Consider the following 19167-nt stretch of genomic DNA (forward strand, 5'->3'; position numbering starts at 1 on the left):
CGAGGGGGTTTGACCGGGTGATTCAAACATCATTCACTGTTCAGCCACAAGGTGTAAAATAAGAGGGAATAGGAAAACTATTTCGAATGATTTATCACAAGGCATCCAGGCAGTGAGAATGTCCGCTTACTAAAATAAGTAAGTTGTTTATTTTAATGCTCCGTTTTTAACAATCTTATTGATCACAACAATATGTTAACTACTCACCGCGATGAATAATCCGGTTAAAACCAAAAAGCGGGAGAACTCCAGTCCTCCCGATTTTTCCGGCTATGTTCATTTATTTTAATTCGCCACATACTTTTCTCCCTCTGCTTCTTTCGCATTGGGAGGGTTAGTACCCTGTAGGGTCAGAATATAAGAAGAAACAGCCTGCATGTCTTTTGCGGACAACTGCTTCTTCCAGGAAATCATCCCTTTCCCAGGGCGACCACCATCTTTCACCACCTTGAAGACATCCTTAATACCTCCGCCGTGGATCCAGTACTCATCCGTCAGGTTAGGGCCAATTTTTCCTTCGCCCTGCTTTCCATGACAAACCACACATTTACCCACAAAGATTTCCTCTCCGCGTGTAAGGCCGGCATCATCCGTCAATAACGTCACATTGGATTCATCGATGTCTGCAGCTTTCAATGCGGCTTCCGCCATTTCGATATCATAAGCTTTGCCGGACAATGGTGCCAGATTGAAAACGTGGTAAACCCCTACGTAAATGACCCCGAAAACCACCGTGGCCGCAAAAAGGGCTTTCCACCAGGGTGGCAAATGGTTATCCAGTTCCTGAATGCCATCATAATTATGGTCCAACAGGATTTCCTCCTCCTGTTCGATTGGAACGGCTTCGTTCGCAATTCCCCACCACCAGGACTGACGTACCAACTCTTTTCCTTCCGCCTCTGCCTTTTTCTCCGCTTCCTGTTGCATCACGGTATTCACCACCTTCAGGGTGAAAATCGCCACCAACAAAACCCCCAGAGAAATCGCCGTCGTCAACCCAAGCATGATTTTGAGGGCTGTGGCTTCATCAAGCCCCCCTCCGGACTGCGCAAAGGCCAGCTCGGGCATCATGCCCATCAGCAAAGCCATTGCCGCCACCGCTTTATATTTGAATGCTTTAGTATTCATAAGATTTAGGGTTATCCTTTCTAATTATCCTCCAAATCATCGTTCGGGTCCTCCTCCAGTGGCATATTGCTCATCTTGTCAACATGTGATTTTGACATTTTCCAAACATACCACAGCAAGCCCACAAAAAATGTAAAGAAGATGATCAGCGAAATAATCGGCCAAACTTCTACATTGTATACCCGCTCGAAATAATGTTTAAACATAATTGGATTCGTTTTACAAAAACCTCCCCGGTTGCACCAGAGAGGATTTTGGTGAATTATTTAGCTGCTGCTACCTGCTCAGGCTTCACTTTAATGTCGGTGCCCAATCGCTGCAGATAAGAAATCAAAGCCACAATTTCCGCTTCCGGTTGAACGTCCACATTAATCTCTGCTTTCAGGTTTGCGGCAATTTGCTTCGCCTGCTGCTGTACATCCATCACGACCTGATCCTCGTAGCCCTCTTCATAAGGAACTCCCAAAGTGCGCATGGCAGTCACTTTAGCAGGGATCTCGTTGGCATCATAAGCCTGCTCAAACAACCATGGATAAGGTGGCATAATAGAGCCTGGTGATGTACTGGTAGGATCCATCATGTGGTTGTAATGCCAGGAGTCGGAGTAACGACCACCTAAGCGCGCCAAATCCGGACCGGTACGCTTGGACCCCCAAAGGAATGGGTGATCGTACACGAATTCTCCGGCTTTGGAGTACTCGTCGAAACGCTCGGTTTCAAAACGGAAAGGACGAACCATCTGAGAGTGACAACCCACACAACCCTCTCTGATATACAGGTCACGACCATGTAGTTCCAGCGGTGTGTAAGGTTTTACATTTTCAATCGTTGGAATATTGGAATCTACCAGGAAGGTAGGGACCATCTCAACTGCTCCACCAATCGCGATCGCTACTAAAGAAAGCGCCGAGAAAACGATGGATTTACGCTCTAGCTTAGAGTGCCAGTGGCCTCCGATAATTTTCTTCTTCTCCAAAGCAGGTGCTTCTGCTTCTTCCTCTTCTTGGAATACACCCTGAGCGGCAGTTTTGTAAAGGTTGTAGGCCATGATGAAGGCACCACCCAAATACAAGAATCCACCAAATGCACGAAGCACATAGAATGGGATAATCTGCGTAACGGTATCTAGGAAATTACCATACTGCAATACACCTTCAATGGTGAACTGACGCCACATCAAACCTTGTGTTACGCCGGAAACGTACATTGGAATGGCATAGAAGACGATTCCCAAAGTACCCACCCAGAAGTGAACATTGGCCAATTTTGCAGAGTACAATTTGGTGTTCCACATTTTTGGCACCAAATAATACAACATACCGAAGGTCAGAAATCCGTTCCATCCCAAAGCACCAACGTGAACGTGGGCAATGATCCAGTCGGTAAAGTGAACGAAACCATTCACATTTTTCAAAGAAAGCATCGGTCCTTCGAAGGTCGCCATACCGTAACAAGTCACCGCAACGACCATGAACTTCAATACTGCATCTTCACGAACTCTGTCCCATGCCCCACGAAGGGTCAGTAAACCATTCAGCATACCCCCCCAGGATGGAGCGATCAACATCACTGAGAATACGGTTCCCAAGGTCTGCGCCCAATCCGGTAATGAGGTGTACAACAGGTGGTGAGGACCCGCCCAGATGTAAATGAAAATCAATGCCCAATAGTGAATAATGGACAGTTTATAAGAATATACCGGTCTGTTCGCCGCTTTAGGCAAGAAGTAGTACATCAGACCCAAATAAGGTGTTGTCAGGAAGAATGCTACTGCATTGTGTCCATACCACCACTGCACCAAGGCATCCTGCACCCCGGCATATAGGGAATAGGACTTCCAAAAAGTAACGGGTAATTCAAAAGAGTTGACCACGTGCAATACCGCCACCGTCACAAAAGTGGCGATGTAGAACCAAACGGCCACGTACATATGACGCTCTCTTCTCTTGATGATGGTACCCAACATGTTGATACCAAAAACGACCCAAATTAAGGTAATGGCAATATCAATCGGCCATTCCAATTCAGCATACTCCTTTGAGGTGGTTATTCCCAAAGGTAGTGTAATTGCTGCCGCAACAATAATCAATTGCCAGCCCCAAAAATGGATCCATGAAAGGGCATCATTAAACATCCGTGCTTTCAGTAAGCGCTGTAATGAATAATAAACCCCCGCAAAAATACCATTGCCCACAAAGGCAAAAATCACCGCATTGGTGTGCAATGGACGGATACGGCCAAAAGTTAAAAACGCCGTATGAAAGTTGAGGTCCGGAATGAAAAGTTGCAACGCAATGATTAAACCCACCAACATACCGACGATACCCCAGATGACGGTGGCGATAGCGAAATACTTCACTATCTTGTTGTCATAACGAAACTTCTCTAAATGCATAGCTTAAAAGTACAATAGTTCATCTTAACGAAGTTAAAGAGATGAATTACCTCAAAACATGACATTTGTCAGTTGAGATTATAACTTTTGTCGGTTGCGTAATAAACCAAAAATCAATTTTTGTACTTTACTTATTAAATGCATCCATAAGTTGCATTAACATATGATTAAATTAATATTCTAATAAATTACCCAAATCGAGGCCTGCCCAAAAAAATATTCTTTTTTTAAATAATTCCCCTCCTTCGGGCTTATTACAGATGGCGATTTTCTAAAATTATCAGCCTGAATTTCAGAATATGATCAGGCGCATTTTTTAGGCCGTTATTTATCCCTTTTTTTATTTAAATTGGACAATATCAACTTAATTCCATAACTAGTAGAAAGAACTTTACCTTTTTTCACTTTTCGGAATTTCATTCCCCTAACCCTCAATTTATATGTCAAAAACTACTGCCAACAAACCAAAACTGGTTCAGGATGATCCGTGGCTGGAACCCTATACCGAAGAAATCAACGGTAGAATCAGCCGCTTTCAGTCAGCACTAAAAGAAATTGAAAGTGCCAGTGGAAGCCTTGTGGACTTCGCCGGTGCCTATAAAGAAATGGGCTTGCATCTGGACAAAAGAAAAAAGCGGTGGGTCTATAAAGAGTGGGCGCCAGAGGCACATTCTCTGCATTTGGTAGGAGAATTTAACCATTGGAACCGGGAAAGTCACCCGCTAAGCAGAGGGGAAGGCGGCATTTGGGAAATTTCGCTTCCTGAAGAAGAACTGACCGAAAACTCTTTGTTTAAGGTGCAGGTAGTGGGCAATAATGGCACCTGGGATAGACTCCCGGCTTATGCTCGTTTGGTAGAACAGGATCCGGAAACACATCTTTTCTCCGCAGTAGCCTTAAATGAAAAAGCTTTCCGCTGGGGGGACAAATCTTTTTCTTCCAAAAAACAAAAAAAGCAACCCATCATCTATGAAGGACATGTGGGCATGGGAAGTGAGGAAGCCAAAGTAGGAAGTTACCGGGAGTTTGCAGATGACATTTTACCAAGAATAAAATCGCTTGGATACAATACCGTACAATTAATGGCCATTGCGGAACATCCTTATTATGGCTCTTTCGGTTATCATGTCTCTAACTTTTTTGCCCCTTCCAGTCGCTTCGGCAATCCGAATGATTTCAAATATTTGGTCAATAAGGCACACAAACTAGACCTGGCCATCGTCATAGATCTGGTACATTCTCATGCGGTAAAAAATCTGGCAGAAGGCATTAATGAGTTTGATGGCTCCGACCACCAGTACTTTCATGCTGGCGGACGAGGAAACCACGATGCCTGGGACTCCAAATTGTTCAATTATGGAAAATGGGAGGTGAAGCAATTTTTATTGTCCAATGTGCGCTACTGGATGGAGGAGTACCATGTGGATGGCTTCCGTTTTGATGGCATTACTTCCTTAATGTACCTACACCACGGGGACCATGTGAGCTTCGATCACTATGACAAATATTTTGTGGATCTGGTGGATTGGGATGCCTTGAGCTATTTACAATTAGCCAATACGCTTGCACATGAGATTAATCCGGAAGCAATCACTATTGCAGAGGATATGAGTGGAATGCCCGGGCTCTGCCGACCGGTAAAAGAAGGGGGATTGGGCTTTGATTTCCGTTTGCAGATGGGCATTCCGGATTTCTGGATCAAATACCTGAAACATAAAAATGATGAGGACTGGAACGTACAGGAGTTATGGAGTGTGATGACCAACCGCCGATACCAGGAGCGCTCTATTGCCTATGCAGAATCTCATGACCAGGCCATTGTCGGGGATAAAACTGTTGCCTTTTGGCTCATGGACAAGGAGATGTACTGGCACATGAGCAAGGAGGGAGAAAACCTAATCATTGACCGCGGCATTGCCCTGCACAAGATGATCCGCCTCTTCACCATGTCTTTGGGCGGGGAAGGCTATCTGAACTTTATGGGGAATGAATTCGGGCATCCCGAATGGATCGATTTTCCAAGGGAAGGTAATAACTGGAGCTATCAGCATGCCCGCCGCCAGTGGAGCCTGGCGGATGCAGAATATCTGAAATACCATTACCTGAAAGATTTTGATGCCGCTATGATCGATGTGATCAGTCAGCACAAAACCCTGACGGTGAATCCGGCCGAACAATTAAACCTGGACGAGGTCAACAATACCATTATTTTCAAAAGAGGTGATTTGATTTTTGTCTTTAACTTCCATCCGGAAAATGCCATTCCGGCCTATCAATTCTGGGTACCGGAGGAAGGAGATTATAAAATCATACTTTCCTCGGATGATCCGGAATACGGAGGTTTTAACCGGGTGAACACCAAAATGGTCTACACAACCAATGAGGAGCAAAAGCTCAGCATTTACCTCACTAACCGTACCGCACTGGTTTTCCAAAAAGTAAAAAAGAAGAAAAAGAAATAACGAAAAAGCCCGAATCCATTTCCGATTCGGGCTTTTTTTATGATCGACGGTAAACCCTCCGATCATTCCGTATATTCCTTTTCAATATGGGTTCCTGCCCCAGATGAAGCACATAATCAATATCAGCGCCTTGCTCTGAAAAACCCCAAATTCCACCCCTTCGGCCATGATCGGATTTGAGCTCCATGACATAATCCACCTTTCTCCAGCCTCTTCCCGGACTCAAAACCTCATAATATACTTCATAGGCACCGGAATTTAATTTATAAGGCACGCCCATCTTAACAGTGGAATCTTTGGGCAGCGCAATATTGGTGGAAAAGTTACGTATCGGCAAATAATGATCACCTGGGAGGAATGTTGCACTCACTTTACCCTCCAGATTCATTTCACTATTGAACCTCCAACTTATAAAAAAAAGCCCTAGAACGACTAAAATCCACTTTTTCATCCCCAATATCGCATGCATAAAAACTAACATTGGAGCAGCTTCAAATAATATGCCATCTGACTTTTATTACATCACAGATATAAAAAAGATAAAAAAAAGATCACAAAACTCATCATAAAACACTCATTTTCATACTTTTATGACCAATAATACATTTGACTCTTAGGTAAAAAAGAACTTTTTATTCCGATTTGGCTTATGCATTTAGAACAAGTGAAGATGAAAATGCGGTATTCCACTCCATTGACTTCTGTTGATCACCAGGTTTACAGAGAAGGATTTGCGAAAGCAACTTTTTATTATAACAATTGGCAGGAAACACTCCGGTCATTTGTCACCAATCGGCATGAAGACTCCGGAAAACTTGATGTGCTATTAGGGGATCAGGATTTTGACTTATGGCTCGAAAAACAATTTATCCCGGCCTTTCCCACTTACCCCATGTTAAAAAGCCTGATTGTCCATCAAAAAAAACTAAGCTCCTCCGTAAAAAATTTAATATTTAGTAAGCGAAATGGGGCTTCTCAGACTGAAATCATTAAAAACTATCAGGATTGTGTAGATGATCTGAATTTTTGCTTAGACACCGTAGCGCTCATTCGAAAAGACATTTCCACTCCCGGCTCCTCCCAATACCTCTCAACCAATTAAAAGCACGATAATTTTTAAAGTAAAGCTTAAAAAAAGGCGGTCATCAAAATGACCGCCTTTTTTGTATTCTTGCCAAGAATTTACCTCTTATTTTTGAGGGTGTGTTTAACCCTATTATGCCACTACCGCCGTATAACCGTAACACTATCATCAATTTTACAGGGTGTTATACACGTTTTTCCTGATTTTTTAAACCTCAAATTTGAGTAAGCTTACTTTCGCCACATTTACTGCTTCTCTTTCAAAAGTTCCTTACGGCAAATTATGCTTTCTTTTTCCCACTTTGCAGCAAAAAGAAAACTTAAGAAAACAGCCTCTTTTTAAAATGAAATACCAGACCGAAATCAGGTGTTTTTAAAGAATCAATATTTAAACAAGATTCCTTACGATTAATTCACTGCAATCCCCATACTAGATGGTAGGGAAAGCGTCAACACTTCCATTTCTTCCAATGCGGTTTGAAGGGCCTGCATCTCTTCAGGAAAGTAGGTAATGGCCTTTCTCATATCTTTTAAATTCACTTGGGCGAACAGTACATCCACTTCCGCCATTTTTTCAACCAATTGTTGACGTTGTTCCCCCTCTCCTATGATTTCTCCCAATCCACTAAACACCATCTCGTAATCTTTGACATTAATTTCCCCTTTCCACAAACCCTTCCAAAATGCCCATTGTAATCGCAAAGCACTCATCGACTCCCCCGAGTAAGTACCTTCAATCAATTCAAAGTCAACCTCACCTCCGCCAATGCCCATCGGCCTGCCTAACTTTTTCCCATTCATTAAAGAAATCGTCTTAATGGCTGCGCTCACCAGCTGGGAAACAGATTGATCTTCTTCCACTCCGGTTTGATTTGCGAAATTACTTTGATAAGATTGCCACTTTAGTTGATATTGGGTACTTAGTTCATTCATTTCAGCTACTTTCCGCAGTAAGGCCTGACGAAAGGTCTCTGAATTTCGAACTTCCTGCAAAGTTTCTTCTGTGGTGGCCGAAAAAATCATATATTCTACCGCCATCAGACCCTTTTCTTCCGCCAGCAGTCTATTATTGTCATCAGGAACTACCGCTGAAGGATCTACCGGGAATTTACCCACCAGGTCGGCTAGCATTAATTCTTCTGCTGGCCCAAAATCTAACAGGCTAATCATTTGCCAGGTAAAGTAAGTCTCCACCCAGGCCAATTTCACGGTATTCAGGGCATCTTCATTCCTAAGAGATATCAGTTTATCCACCGCTACGTTCAATGCGCGCATGTCCTTCAAAAAGACAACAGAAGAAGGCATAACGTACGCCTCAGTAACATCAGTTACTACTTTTTCAAAAAGGGCAACGTCATGTTGAGCTTGTTCCTCCAAGCTTTTCTGATTGGTGCATGCAAAGGCAAGGGACCAACTTATGAAAAAAAGTACAGACCTGAGGAAGCCAATATTTTTATTTCTAATCATCATCGAAAGAGGATTTATAAGATTAGTTCCATTCAATCCTTGAACGTCACGAGATGTAGGTGATAATCTTTCAAAAATATATTCAAATTTCAAAAATGTTAAAAAAAGACCAAAACATTACGCGCAAGAATAACATTTTTCCAAGTAAATGACGCTATAAATATCCATATAATGAAATTAATTATGTTTTTTTTTATAAGAAAGTCACTCAATCACATTATTCCTCAGACAAAAAAAGAGCATCCTTACGGACACTCTATTTTCGTTTTTAGTTTCTTTTATGTTAAAGCCGGATTATTTAAGCTTAAATCCTCTTTTAGCTGCAAGGCGGGAAATAATGAAGGAATAGTATCCTATTTCGGGTTTTTTCCAACAAAGCAAATGAATGAGGAAAAAGCAAGCTTGCCCAAATTTGGACTAATAAAACATCAGCCGACACGAATGTACTGCGCTAATAATTAACTAATAAAAGCGAGTTCCTGAATCTGGCGGTGAATAATTCGGGTTAAAAAGTCAGCTTTACTCCCGCCATTACCACAGAGGGCATATTAGGTCGAACACCAGCTGGTCTTCTGGAAACCACATAAGTGGCATTGGTAATGTTATTCCAGTTCGCATAAAACTCTACATTATTCCCCCAGAAATAATGGGCGCTCAAGTCCATGGTCATAATCTCGTCTGTGCTTTGGGTAGGCTCCAAGTCTCCCTGGCCAGCAATGGTTCGCATTGCGGACTGATATTTTGTAGCCATATTAATAGAGAACTTTCGGTGCTCCAAACCAAGACTCAATGCTAATTGATGCGGAGCCACATAAGGCAGATAATCACCCGCAGTAACGGTTCCCCATGGCTCAAAATCACTTTCAAAATCGTTTTGGAAACGCGCGGAAGTATAGGAATAAGTAAAGAATACCGGCAATTTGAAATGAGTGGAAACCTGATGCAACAAATTCCCCACGGCCTCCAGCTCCAGGCCTTGGGAATGTACCTGTCCGCCATTAAATAACTCGCCTGAACCAGTTCCGCCATTCCCGGAAAGATCTGCCCCCAACAAATTCTGATAATCATTATAGAAATATACTACAGACAGATTCCAGGCTGAGGAATTTGCCCGAATACCTAATTCATAGTTGACGCTTTCCTCCGGATTGGTATCTTCTTTAGAGCCCGGAGGGGAAAACCCTTTATGAACACCGGCAAATGTTGACAGTAAACCGGAGATTTTATATTCAGCACCAATCCCTGGAAGCAATACAGCAACTGCATTGGAACTTTTCTTTAAATCAGCCCCGCTACGTTCTACATCATTTTTTCCGTAATCATTTTTGGTTTGGTAAATGTTTTCATAGCGAATGCCTGGAATCAGGGACAAATTTCCCAATGTTAATCCATATTGGAAATAGCCGGAAAAAGCATAGGCATCTTCCAATCGGTTACTATCCGTACCCGGCTGTCCTTTGGTGGTCATCATCAGTTCTCCGCCGGTCATTTTATAATCATCCACCCATTGGAATCTATCCAGACCATCTTCATGGTATCGAATCCCTATTTCCGGTGCATGCTTTATATTTCCGGTTTCAAAATAAGCATTCAGTCTGGACTGAATGCCCTGAGCATAATAAGTTCTGTTATTGGCTTTGACTTCAAAAATGTCGTCCGGTGAGTCCTGCTGGCCGGTCAACCATAGATACTCCTGCTGGAAATCTGCCGGATTTCCCATAATTCCGGAGATACCATTGCCATTCACCTTATTCAGTTTGTACCAGTTTCTGGCAAATTCAGTGCGGTAAAGGGTAGTGGTGACCGATAAGAAATCAGTTGGTTCAATCACATGCTCCAAAGAATAAAGCTGCTGGCTCGTCTCCATCTTATCTTTGGCAGATGCAGCATAGCGCTGAAAAGGATCAGCCTCAAAGTCAGCATCCGTCAGCCCCAGATAAGTCTCATTCGACACCTCTTCATTATACCCTATTTTAAAGGATAAAGCCTGATAAATTTTTGCCTCTTTTCCCGTGTTAATACGCCCTTTCACCATATAATCGGATTTATTAAAACCGGTAGGGTCACCATTAGGCAAATTTTTAAAACCATCTGCGCTTTGCTGGAAGGTCTCTACCAACAATCCAAAATGCTCCGTTGAAGTCCCTGCATGGGCATGAACATTTTTCATTCCATAGGACCCCACATTGGCATTCAACATCCCCGAAAACTGCGTAGGAATAGGAGTGGATACCATATTAAAAGCTCCTCCGGTAGTATTTGGTCCATATTTTATCTGACTGGCGCCTTTCAATACCTCAAAAGCCTGCATTCTTCCGGCAGAAGGAAAATAATAGGCTGCTGGAGCAGTATAAGGCGCCGGCGCCACCAATATGCCGTCTTCCATTAAAGTGATTTTGGAACTACGCTCTGAGCCCGTCCCTCGGATACCGATATTTGGCCGTAAGCCCCAGCCATCTTCCTGCACCATATTCACGCCGGGAATAAAGGCCAGTACATTATTCACATCAGTGTAATTAAATACCGCCAATTCTTCCGGGCTGAGATAATGGGTGGAACCCGGAATATCCTCTATTGCCTTTCCTGAACGCGTTAAGGAGCCTCCGTATACGGTTACGTTGGCTAAATCAGTGGTAGAGGCCGCTAATACAAAATTTAGATTTTCAACAGGGCGCTTTTTAACAACAACTACCTGCTTTTGGGTTTCATAACCCACAGAGGAGATCGTTAACAGGTGCTTGCCCGCCTCCACAGATTCAAAAGTAAAGACGCCATCTTCATTCGTTACCGCACCATTAGTCCCCAATTTCACCGTAACCCCTGGTAATCCATTTTTATTGGCTTCAGTGACTTTCCCCTTTATAGATACCTGAGCTAAGGCTGCAAAAGTCGTAAAAAATAGGGCTAGCATTAATAATGCTCCCTTTTGTAATCTTTTGTCCATATCGTAAGTAAATTGTAGCTTATTTTTCGAAGGCAAATTAATTCTTATTTAGACTTACTAAAAATAATTTTCCAATATTTTTTTAATCCCAAGTCCTATTTTTTGAAATCGGCTTTTACTAACGCTAAGCACCTAATGATTTAACAATGATTTTACATTGGCTTTGCCATTAAAGAAAATTCACTTCCTAACTTTGCAAGCCTTGCCAAATTGCAGGGCAACGCAGCAATGAAAGATCATTTTAACACGCATAATACTATCATACAAGCTACCATGATGTCGAGAGAAAAACGGAAAAATGTCCTTAAGGGGATTATCTCCATTCTTGCGACACTAATACTTTTTGCTTTCTCCCTGGAATTAATGGTAAAATCCTTCTCCGTTGTAGAAGGAAAAGCCACTGATTTAATGGTAGAGAATAACTTTGGCCCTTTTGTGGGCTTATTTGTCGGGCTATTGGGTACAGCCATCCTTCAGTCAAGCTCCACTGTAACCTCCGCTGTAGTAGCGGTTGTAGCGGCTGGCTCCATTTCTTTTGCAGATGCGGTACCGATGATTTTAGGGGCTAATATTGGAACGACATTAACGAGTACATTAGTCTCTTTAGGGTTTATCAGTGACCGAAAGTCTTTTCAACGGGCTATTTCTGCCGCTTCCATGCATGATCTGTTCAATATATTGACGGTAATCATGGTGCTACCCCTTGAATATTTTTTCCAGACTTATACTACGACTGCTCAATACATTGCCGCTTTTATTCCCATTATTGAACTGGACAATGTTTTCTTTTTAAAATGGCTTTCCATAGAACCTTTGGTTTACTGGTTGATCAATGTCATCGATAATGGCCCAATAACCATCATATTCTCTATGGTCCTGCTTTTTGCCTCCATTAAGTTATTGGCAAAAATCATTTACCGTTATCTGGATGCCGAGCTTAAAAACACATTCCAGTCCTTTTTCAAAACAGAATGGAAGTCTTTTGGTACAGGCACGGTTTTAACCCTTTTGGTACAGTCCTCCTCCCTGACGACCTCTTTAATAGTACCTTTAGCCGCCACCAAAAAAGTGGGTTTGAGTAGAGTATTCCCTTATATTTTAGGCTGCAACCTGGGCACAACCATTACCGCTCTGATGGTCGGACTTTTCCTTTCCCCAACCGCGCTGGCGATGGGATTGGTGCATTTCTTATTCAACCTCACGGGAGTCATTATCTTTATGCCGATCAAGGCCTTCAGGCATTTTGCGGTAAATATGGCCATTTGGCTGGGAAAAATGACGGTAAAATACCGCGCTGCCGGTTTACTGTATTTGATCATCACCTTCTTTATTGCTCCCTTCCTGTTGATTTATTTCAACCAATAATAGATATTGCAGCTATTGTTTTAGTTCACAGGGTTATTTTTTCCTGTATCACTTGAAATTTGCGTTATGAAAGATAAAACGATCCATTGCTGTAAATCCATTTTGGTATGCCTTGGCTTAATTGTCGCTTTTGCCTCTTTTAACAACTGTTATGCTCAATATTATGGTAACCGCGGCTATGGTTACGGAGGAGGCTATGGGACCCGTGGCATTCCACAGGCAGGGGCTGATCACCAACCCAAAGAGCCTACCAAAGAGGAATTAGCCGAAAAAGCGACCGAAGAAATGAAGAAAGACCTTAAATTGTCTTTCGAGCAGGAATTAAATGTCAATGTGGTGAATCATGATCACTACACCAAAGCATTTGCACTTCGTGAAAAGGCTATGAGCGGGCAGGGCGACCAACAGGATCTGGCCGATCAGTTCAGAGGACTTCAGGAAGACTATAAAAAGAAGATGGAAGGCATACTGACCGAGAAGCAGTTTGAGCAATGGAAAAACGGGGGTAAGAAGAAGAAAAAGAAGAAGAAGAAAAAAGATAAAAAGAAAAGCAAGGATACAGAAGCATCCAAAGAGGATTAAGCCTCTTAAAGAAGCACTTGAGTCATCAGGTGCTTTTTTTATGCCTTTGATTGAAAGTTTACCGCCATTGATTGAAGATTTTTTTTCGTCTCAGCATTAAACTTCTTCTTTGTAGGGTAATCAAACAGAAAAACAAAAAATTAAGCGATATGAAAAATCTGATTTTAATGTTCGGTATCCTGCTAGCTTCTTTCTCCAGCCTAATGGCACAAGGCCCGGGGGGACGTGGAATGATGGAAGGAGAACCTGCAGAGGTAGCCGCAAAAATGACCGAAAGAATGACCGAGCACCTGGGGCTAAATGAGGAGCAATCAACGAAAATCCTGGCATTGAACACCAAGCACATCACCGAGATGCAAGCCATGCGGGAAGAAAGCCAGGGCGACCGGGAGACCATGCGCGCAGCCATGAAGGAACACCGCACCACTTATGAAGGAGAATTGAAAGAAATTCTTACGGAGGAGCAGTTTACCACTTTCCAGGAGCAGCAAAAAAATCGCCAGGGCAGGAAAGGCGGTAAAAAACGTAAAAAATCATAACGTATATATCCCAAATAAAAAAGGACCAGCAGCGATGTTGGTCCTTTTCATTTTATTATTCCCTAAAAAAATACTGCCACATTTTCCGGCGGACGGCCAATCACAGCCTTGCCATCTTTAATTACAATAGGACGCTCAATCAGCTTAGGATGATCCACCATAATCTGAATCCATTCGGCATCCGTGTGGCTTTGCCCTTTGAACTGCTCCTTAAAAATGGCTTCTGTCTTGCGTAATAGCTTTTCCGCCGGAATGCCCAATTGTTTAACGACCTCCGTAAGTTCTGCCACAGTAGGAGGGGTTTTCAGATATTCGACAATTTCAACTTCTGCTCCCTTTTCCTGTAGAAGCTGAAGTGTCTGTCGGGATTTTGTACACCTTGGGTTATGAAATATTTTCATAGGATTTGTTTTGATTAGTAGCTAATCATCGAATATACTTCTTTTGCCGAAGACAAGCGTTCCGTACCATTCAAAAAGGCTAATTCTATCAGGAAGTTAACATAAACCTCCCTTGCTCCAACCTCCTGAACCAATTCCAAAGCGGCCAAAGCCGTTCCGCCTGTGGCTAACAGATCATCGTGCACCAAAACCACATCCTCTTTGCCAATGGCATCCTTGTGCATTTCAATGGTATCTTCGCCATATTCCAGTTGATAGGATTTCTGAATCGTATCAGCAGGTAATTTTCCCGGCTTGCGAATTAAAACAAAACCAGCACCTAAACGGGCAGCCAATGCAGCCCCTATAATAAAGCCACGGGATTCAATGCCAGCCACCTTCGTGATCCCTTTATTCTTATAATGTTCATAAAGGTGATCCACCATAAAAGATAAAGCTTTCGGGTCCTTCAATGCGGTGGTGATGTCCTTAAACTGAATGCCAGGCTTCGGAAAATCCGGAACATTTCTTACTACTGACTTTACATATTCTAAATTCATGCTGAAGTTTTATTTTTTCAAATGCCGGGCAATAGGATTCCGCTACTGCCGCTATTTTTTTGATATATTTGCAGGAGGCATCTCCGCAAAACACAATTCGCAAGATAACCAAAAGCGAAGCGAAGCCGAAACACAGGGGCGGAAAATCATGCTGGAGGAATCACCAAAAACAAAAGTACTTTGAGGATGGAAAAAAATAATACGCTGATTACAATTTTAGGGCCAACGGCCTCGGGCAAAACCCATTTGGCGGTGCATCTGGCGGAAAAGCTTTCCGGAGAAATCATCAGCGCAGATTCCAGACAGGTATATGTGGGAATGGATATCGGAACCGGAAAAGATTTGGAGGAATACCAGATCAGTGGACAACAAATTCCCTACCACCTCATTGACATTCATCCTCCTGGGTATGAATACAATGTTTTTGAATTTCAGCAAGATTTTCTGAAGGCCTTTGATCAAATTACCCAGGCTGGACAGCAAGCCATCATGTGTGGGGGAACCGGCATGTACATTGAATCTATTTTAAAGGGCTATCGACTCCAAAAGGTACCGGAAAACGTGGCTTTAAGGGCGGAATTAGCCATGATGGAATTGGAGCAACTTATTGAGCAATTACAATTGCTGAAGCCACTGCACAACACCACAGACATAGCGGACCGAAAGCGGGCGATTAAAGCCATTGAGATTGCCACTTTTGAGCAGCAAAATCCCCCTGAAAAAAGCCGATTACCCGAGATCAACCATGTGGTAGCCGGCATACAGTGGGAGAGGAGTACTTTAAAAAGGCGCATCACTAAGCGACTAAAGGCGCGATTGCAGGAGGGCATGGTAGAAGAGGTGGAAAATCTGCTTGGTAAAGGCTATACCGCGGAACAACTAAAATTTTATGGGCTGGAGTATCGTTTTATCACCCAATACCTCGAAGGGGAGATTAACAAAAACGACATGTACCAAAAATTGAATTCGGCCATCCATAATTTCGCTAAACGGCAAATGACCTATTTCCGAAGAATGGAAAAGCAAGGGATCCACATCCACTGGTTGGAGGGAGATTTGCCTTTAGAGCAAAAAATCGAAAAAATTCTAAACTTATCCCCTATGTAAGTATTTCTTACAATACAGTCGTTATTTAGGAGCGACTGGCATAACCCCACCAATCTGTTTAAATGATTTTTCATCAACGTCAGATTGCATGAAGCAAGTATTACTATTGCTTTTGTTTTTGGGGTATGGATCTTTTTATGCGCACGGTCAAAAGTCCCTCCTGAAACAAAAGGGACTTTTCATAGAGGCGAGATATAGCTATGGAGATGTCATTGCTCACAAGCCCGCCTTACAAGCGATCACCTCCGAGCCTTACCATTTTTTAGATATCAGACTTGGAAAGCAAGGCCTGGGGAGCCATGCATTTGAGGTCTTATTAAACCATCCGCTATATGGCCTGGGATATTTTCGCGGGGATGTGGGGAGCAGTCAAATTTTCGGAAACCCTAATGCCCTTTATGGTTTTATTGCTTTCCCTGTTTTTCGACACAAAAACTACTACCTGGCCCTTGAGCCTTCCATCGGACTGGCTTTTAACCTGAACCCCTTCCATGAGACTAAAAACCCTCGAAACGTAGCCATTGGATCAGGGGAAAATGCCTTTTTAAGATTAAGAATTGCCAATACCTTTACCATATCCCCTCAGTTGGATTTGGATATCTCCATGGATTATACCCATTTCTCTAATGGAATGACCCGCGCCCCCAATTTGGGGCTGAATAATCGGGGGCTAAGTATTGGGCTGAAATATTTCTTCCACCGGGATTACTCACTCACCAATAATATTGAAAAAGCGGCCACTATCCGACGACTTTGGGGCGATTTCCAGGATAAGCAGAGCATCTTCCTCCGCTATGGCTATGGTGTAAGATCTTCTGATCTCACTTTTAAATACTATCAGGTGCATGATTTTAGTCTGGGCTACCGGAAACAAATCAGTTACATCTTTGCCTTCAGCTTGGCCCATGACCTCTTTTACAATGAAATTGCCAAAGTAAGGAATAAACAGCTCCAAAGTCCTCTGGAACGGTACCAGCTCCTCAGCCTGGGGCTTTATGGAGAAAATGAGCTTATCTTAAACCGACTCAGGTTCATCCTGGGGCTGGGGGCCTATTATTATCATGGGGATAATGCTAATGAGGAACTTTTATACTGGAGGCTGGGAGCAAGATATGCAGTTTTGGAAAAATTATGGTTTCAGGTCGCCTTAAAGGCCCATGCCTCGGTGGCAGATTTTGTAGAATGGTCCGTGGCTTATGAAATTCCAATCAAAAAAAAGAGGTAAACCTTTCGGCTTACCTCCATATATTTTGAACATCAATAAGGGCTTATCTATTCTGTCCGACTAAATCCCGCGTTACATTGAAAACGTGGTCATTTACCCTGGAGTAAACCATAATCAAATCGGTATAGATCAAACCGGACTTAATGTTATAATCATCCATATCTGCTTCTGATACCAGACGCTTATTCAATGCTTTTACCGTATCGTAAACATCTCTTTGGGCTTCACTTGCGGTCTCAAAGTTTACTTTAGATGGTGAAGTCACCTCTTTAAGGTTGGCTTTCATTGCATCAAAACCAACTCTTAACTTATCAGAAAGTAACACCAACTGCTTTTTCTGCTCCTCCGAAAGTTCTACCTCCTGCTCTGCTTTCTTCGCAAAGGTACGGGTTCCGTGACAGAAAATATCTCCGATTCTTTCCAAATCATTGATCACAAAGTGAAGATCAGAAATCATCTCAGAAGACTCTCTGCTCAGGCGGTTGGTAGAAATTCGCAAAAGATACTTCGCAATTTCCTCATGCACCTCATCCGTGGTAGCCTCAATCTTTCTGATCTTTTCGATCAGCTTCTTTTGTTTTTTAGGCTTCTCTTCAACAATAAGCTTACCCATTAGGTTAAGCATCCTTTCAGTATATTCTGAGAATCTCACGACTTCCAACTGTGCCTGAAGGATAGAAGATTCCGGGGTTTTCATCAATCCGGTAGAGATATACTCCAATCGATAATCATCCTCTTCCAAATCATTCGCTGGCAATAGTCCCGTCACGATATCGGCAATCTTATTTACAAAACCAATCATCAGGAAGGTGTTGGTTAAGTTAAAAGTGATATGGAATAGCGTCAATCCCCACTTGATAGAATCCGTTTGCGCAAAAGGATCTCCCAAACCCAGGTAATTGTCCATCACATAAGCGATGCCCAAAGTAAACCAGTGGAAAACCACCAACATCCACACTACACCGAACATATTGAACATGAAGTGGGCCAATGCTGCACGCTTGGCATGAACGTTTGCAATCATTGCTGCAAGGTTCGCGGTAATCGTCGTACCAATGTTTTCTCCTAAAATAATGGCCGCAGCCGCTTCAAAAGGAATCCATCCACTGTTACACATCACCAGTGTAATGGCCATGGCCGCACTGGATGACTGAACGATAATGGTCAGAATAGTACCAATCATCACAAATAACAGGGTGGAGAAAATTCCTCCAGGGCCTAAATTCGTCCATGATTTTACAAATTCCAATACTTCAGGGTTGGCACTTAAATCTGGTACTGCATGTTTTAATTCATCCAGTCCCATGAATAATAAGGCAAATCCAATAAAAAACTCTCCCCAACTTTTGGCTTTGTTGTTACTTAAGAAGAGTAGCGGGAAGCCGATTGCAATAATGACCAGGGCGTAAGAAGAAATACTTACTTTGGAAAATCCAAAAACCGTCAACAGCACCCCCGTCATGGTGGTACCGATGTTGGCTCCCATAATTACACTAATCGCCTGAACCAAGGAAAGCAAGCCTGCGTTAACAAAACTCACTACCATTACTGTGGTTGCTGAGGAGGACTGTACCAAACTTGTGGTGATGAAACCTGTCAGCATACCCATGAATCGATTCTGGGTCATCTTACCCAAAATCTCTCGCATCTTATTTCCTGCAACCTTCTGAATCCCCTCAGACATTACTTTCATCCCGTAGATGAAAAACCCAAGAGCTCCTACAAGCTTCAAGAAATCAATTAATCCGTATTCCATTTACAATTTATTCCGGCAGAACCGAGCCTGATTTTTTCGCTGACAAAAATGGCATTAATTAAGCCAATGAACGCCATTTGTATGTTAAGGATTTGTTACCAAACACCATTTTTTTGGTTTGAGTAACTTTGCAGGAGAAACTTGAACAAATCCAATAAATTAACCCAAGCAAAG

General features: G+C 42.7%; 17 protein-coding genes. 8 read left to right on the plus strand and 9 right to left on the minus strand.

Features of this window, described 5'->3' with window-relative positions; genetic code table 11:
- Positions 1 to 285 precede the first annotated feature (285 nt).
- Genes AAA970_RS14470 through ccoN form a run of 3 tightly spaced genes read right to left on the minus strand, consistent with a single transcriptional unit; the run spans position 286 to position 3523 of the window.
- Complete coding sequence (locus tag AAA970_RS14470) at positions 286 to 1128, minus strand: cbb3-type cytochrome c oxidase N-terminal domain-containing protein (protein WP_338237617.1); 843 nt, start codon at positions 1126 to 1128, stop codon at positions 286 to 288.
- A 20-nt stretch (positions 1129 to 1148) separates the two neighbouring features.
- Positions 1149 to 1334, minus strand: a complete 186-nt coding sequence (locus AAA970_RS14475; RefSeq protein ID WP_053406508.1) for a cbb3-type cytochrome c oxidase subunit 3 — start codon at positions 1332 to 1334, stop codon at positions 1149 to 1151.
- Between the two features lie 56 nt (positions 1335 to 1390).
- Positions 1391 to 3523, minus strand: a complete 2133-nt coding sequence (ccoN, locus tag AAA970_RS14480) for a cytochrome-c oxidase, cbb3-type subunit I (RefSeq protein ID WP_338237618.1) — start codon at positions 3521 to 3523, stop codon at positions 1391 to 1393.
- A 440-nt stretch (positions 3524 to 3963) separates the two neighbouring features.
- Between ccoN and AAA970_RS14485 the strand changes: the two genes are divergently transcribed.
- Positions 3964 to 5985 (plus strand): alpha amylase C-terminal domain-containing protein, encoded by a 2022-nt coding sequence (locus AAA970_RS14485; RefSeq protein WP_338237619.1) that lies wholly within the window; start codon positions 3964 to 3966, stop codon positions 5983 to 5985.
- Between the two features lie 37 nt (positions 5986 to 6022).
- On the opposite strand, the gene AAA970_RS14490 is transcribed toward AAA970_RS14485, so the two are convergent.
- On the minus strand, positions 6023 to 6454 hold the full coding sequence (locus tag AAA970_RS14490) for a hypothetical protein (RefSeq protein ID WP_338237620.1): 432 nt from the start codon (positions 6452 to 6454) through the stop codon (positions 6023 to 6025).
- Positions 6455 to 6634: 180 nt separating this feature from the next.
- Between AAA970_RS14490 and AAA970_RS14495 the strand changes: the two genes are divergently transcribed.
- The gene (locus AAA970_RS14495; protein WP_338237621.1) at positions 6635 to 7087 is read left to right on the plus strand and encodes a hypothetical protein; all 453 of its coding nucleotides are present in this window, start codon (positions 6635 to 6637) and stop codon (positions 7085 to 7087) included.
- A 389-nt stretch (positions 7088 to 7476) separates the two neighbouring features.
- On the opposite strand, the gene AAA970_RS14500 is transcribed toward AAA970_RS14495, so the two are convergent.
- A complete protein-coding gene (locus tag AAA970_RS14500) occupies positions 7477 to 8538 on the minus strand; it encodes an imelysin family protein (protein ID WP_338237622.1) in 1062 nt (353 codons plus the stop codon).
- A 168-nt stretch (positions 8539 to 8706) separates the two neighbouring features.
- Between AAA970_RS14500 and AAA970_RS14505 the strand changes: the two genes are divergently transcribed.
- Positions 8707 to 8997 (plus strand): hypothetical protein, encoded by a 291-nt coding sequence (locus AAA970_RS14505; protein ID WP_338237623.1) that lies wholly within the window; start codon positions 8707 to 8709, stop codon positions 8995 to 8997.
- A gap of 43 nt (positions 8998 to 9040) precedes the next feature.
- On the opposite strand, the gene AAA970_RS14510 is transcribed toward AAA970_RS14505, so the two are convergent.
- Positions 9041 to 11479 carry a TonB-dependent receptor domain-containing protein gene (locus tag AAA970_RS14510; protein ID WP_338237624.1) on the minus strand — a complete coding sequence of 813 codons (2439 nt, stop codon included), beginning with the start codon at positions 11477 to 11479 and terminating at the stop codon, positions 9041 to 9043.
- Between the two features lie 228 nt (positions 11480 to 11707).
- On the opposite strand from AAA970_RS14510, the gene AAA970_RS14515 reads away from it, so the two are divergent.
- The 3 genes from AAA970_RS14515 to AAA970_RS14525 all read left to right on the plus strand — a co-directional run bounded on the left by AAA970_RS14515 (position 11708) and on the right by AAA970_RS14525 (position 13965).
- A complete protein-coding gene (locus AAA970_RS14515; RefSeq protein WP_338237625.1) occupies positions 11708 to 12844 on the plus strand; it encodes a Na/Pi symporter in 1137 nt (378 codons plus the stop codon).
- A 66-nt stretch (positions 12845 to 12910) separates the two neighbouring features.
- A complete protein-coding gene (locus tag AAA970_RS14520; protein WP_338237626.1) occupies positions 12911 to 13426 on the plus strand; it encodes a hypothetical protein in 516 nt (171 codons plus the stop codon).
- Between the two features lie 149 nt (positions 13427 to 13575).
- Entirely contained in the window at positions 13576 to 13965 is a 390-nt protein-coding gene (locus tag AAA970_RS14525) for a DUF4890 domain-containing protein (protein ID WP_157601131.1), read from the plus strand.
- 62 nt (positions 13966 to 14027) lie between these two features.
- Here the strand turns inward: AAA970_RS14525 and arsC are convergent, their stop codons facing one another.
- Complete coding sequence (gene arsC, locus AAA970_RS14530; RefSeq protein ID WP_338237627.1) at positions 14028 to 14366, minus strand: arsenate reductase (glutaredoxin); 339 nt, start codon at positions 14364 to 14366, stop codon at positions 14028 to 14030.
- A 14-nt stretch (positions 14367 to 14380) separates the two neighbouring features.
- Entirely contained in the window at positions 14381 to 14905 is a 525-nt protein-coding gene (locus tag AAA970_RS14535) for an adenine phosphoribosyltransferase (protein ID WP_060684943.1), read from the minus strand.
- Positions 14906 to 15091: 186 nt separating this feature from the next.
- On the opposite strand from AAA970_RS14535, the gene miaA reads away from it, so the two are divergent.
- Both miaA and AAA970_RS14545 read left to right on the plus strand, forming a co-directional pair.
- Entirely contained in the window at positions 15092 to 16012 is a 921-nt protein-coding gene (miaA, locus tag AAA970_RS14540) for a tRNA (adenosine(37)-N6)-dimethylallyltransferase MiaA (protein WP_338237628.1), read from the plus strand.
- 88 nt (positions 16013 to 16100) lie between these two features.
- Entirely contained in the window at positions 16101 to 17237 is a 1137-nt protein-coding gene (locus AAA970_RS14545) for an acyloxyacyl hydrolase (protein ID WP_338237629.1), read from the plus strand.
- Between the two features lie 43 nt (positions 17238 to 17280).
- On the opposite strand, the gene AAA970_RS14550 is transcribed toward AAA970_RS14545, so the two are convergent.
- Positions 17281 to 18993 carry a Na/Pi cotransporter family protein gene (locus AAA970_RS14550; RefSeq protein WP_338237630.1) on the minus strand — a complete coding sequence of 571 codons (1713 nt, stop codon included), beginning with the start codon at positions 18991 to 18993 and terminating at the stop codon, positions 17281 to 17283.
- Positions 18994 to 19167: the final 174 nt, after the last annotated feature.

Origin of the sequence: Persicobacter diffluens (assembly GCF_036244895.1) — a bacterium.
GTDB classification, from domain to species: Bacteria; Bacteroidota; Bacteroidia; order Cytophagales; family Cyclobacteriaceae; genus Persicobacter; species Persicobacter diffluens.

Bases quoted from the DNA above. Each gene is read 5' to 3' on its own strand.
- AAA970_RS14470 (WP_338237617.1), bottom strand. From the start codon at position 1,128: ATGAATACTAAAGCATTCAAATATAAAGCGGTGGCGGCAATGGCTTTG.
- AAA970_RS14485 (WP_338237619.1), top strand. From the start codon at position 3,964: ATGTCAAAAACTACTGCCAACAAACCAAAACTGGTTCAGGATGATCCG.
- AAA970_RS14475 (WP_053406508.1), bottom strand. From the start codon at position 1,334: ATGTTTAAACATTATTTCGAGCGGGTATACAATGTAGAAGTTTGGCCG.
- AAA970_RS14505 (WP_338237623.1), top strand. From the start codon at position 8,707: ATGAAATTAATTATGTTTTTTTTTATAAGAAAGTCACTCAATCACATT.
- ccoN (WP_338237618.1), bottom strand. From the start codon at position 3,523: ATGCATTTAGAGAAGTTTCGTTATGACAACAAGATAGTGAAGTATTTC.
- AAA970_RS14500 (WP_338237622.1), bottom strand. From the start codon at position 8,538: ATGATGATTAGAAATAAAAATATTGGCTTCCTCAGGTCTGTACTTTTT.
- AAA970_RS14545 (WP_338237629.1), top strand. From the start codon at position 16,101: ATGAAGCAAGTATTACTATTGCTTTTGTTTTTGGGGTATGGATCTTTT.
- AAA970_RS14550 (WP_338237630.1), bottom strand. From the start codon at position 18,993: ATGGAATACGGATTAATTGATTTCTTGAAGCTTGTAGGAGCTCTTGGG.
- AAA970_RS14495 (WP_338237621.1), top strand. From the start codon at position 6,635: ATGCATTTAGAACAAGTGAAGATGAAAATGCGGTATTCCACTCCATTG.
- AAA970_RS14515 (WP_338237625.1), top strand. From the start codon at position 11,708: ATGAAAGATCATTTTAACACGCATAATACTATCATACAAGCTACCATG.
- arsC (WP_338237627.1), bottom strand. From the start codon at position 14,366: ATGAAAATATTTCATAACCCAAGGTGTACAAAATCCCGACAGACACTT.
- AAA970_RS14490 (WP_338237620.1), bottom strand. From the start codon at position 6,454: ATGCATGCGATATTGGGGATGAAAAAGTGGATTTTAGTCGTTCTAGGG.
- miaA (WP_338237628.1), top strand. From the start codon at position 15,092: ATGGAAAAAAATAATACGCTGATTACAATTTTAGGGCCAACGGCCTCG.
- AAA970_RS14510 (WP_338237624.1), bottom strand. From the start codon at position 11,479: ATGGACAAAAGATTACAAAAGGGAGCATTATTAATGCTAGCCCTATTT.
- AAA970_RS14520 (WP_338237626.1), top strand. From the start codon at position 12,911: ATGAAAGATAAAACGATCCATTGCTGTAAATCCATTTTGGTATGCCTT.
- AAA970_RS14525 (WP_157601131.1), top strand. From the start codon at position 13,576: ATGAAAAATCTGATTTTAATGTTCGGTATCCTGCTAGCTTCTTTCTCC.
- AAA970_RS14535 (WP_060684943.1), bottom strand. From the start codon at position 14,905: ATGAATTTAGAATATGTAAAGTCAGTAGTAAGAAATGTTCCGGATTTT.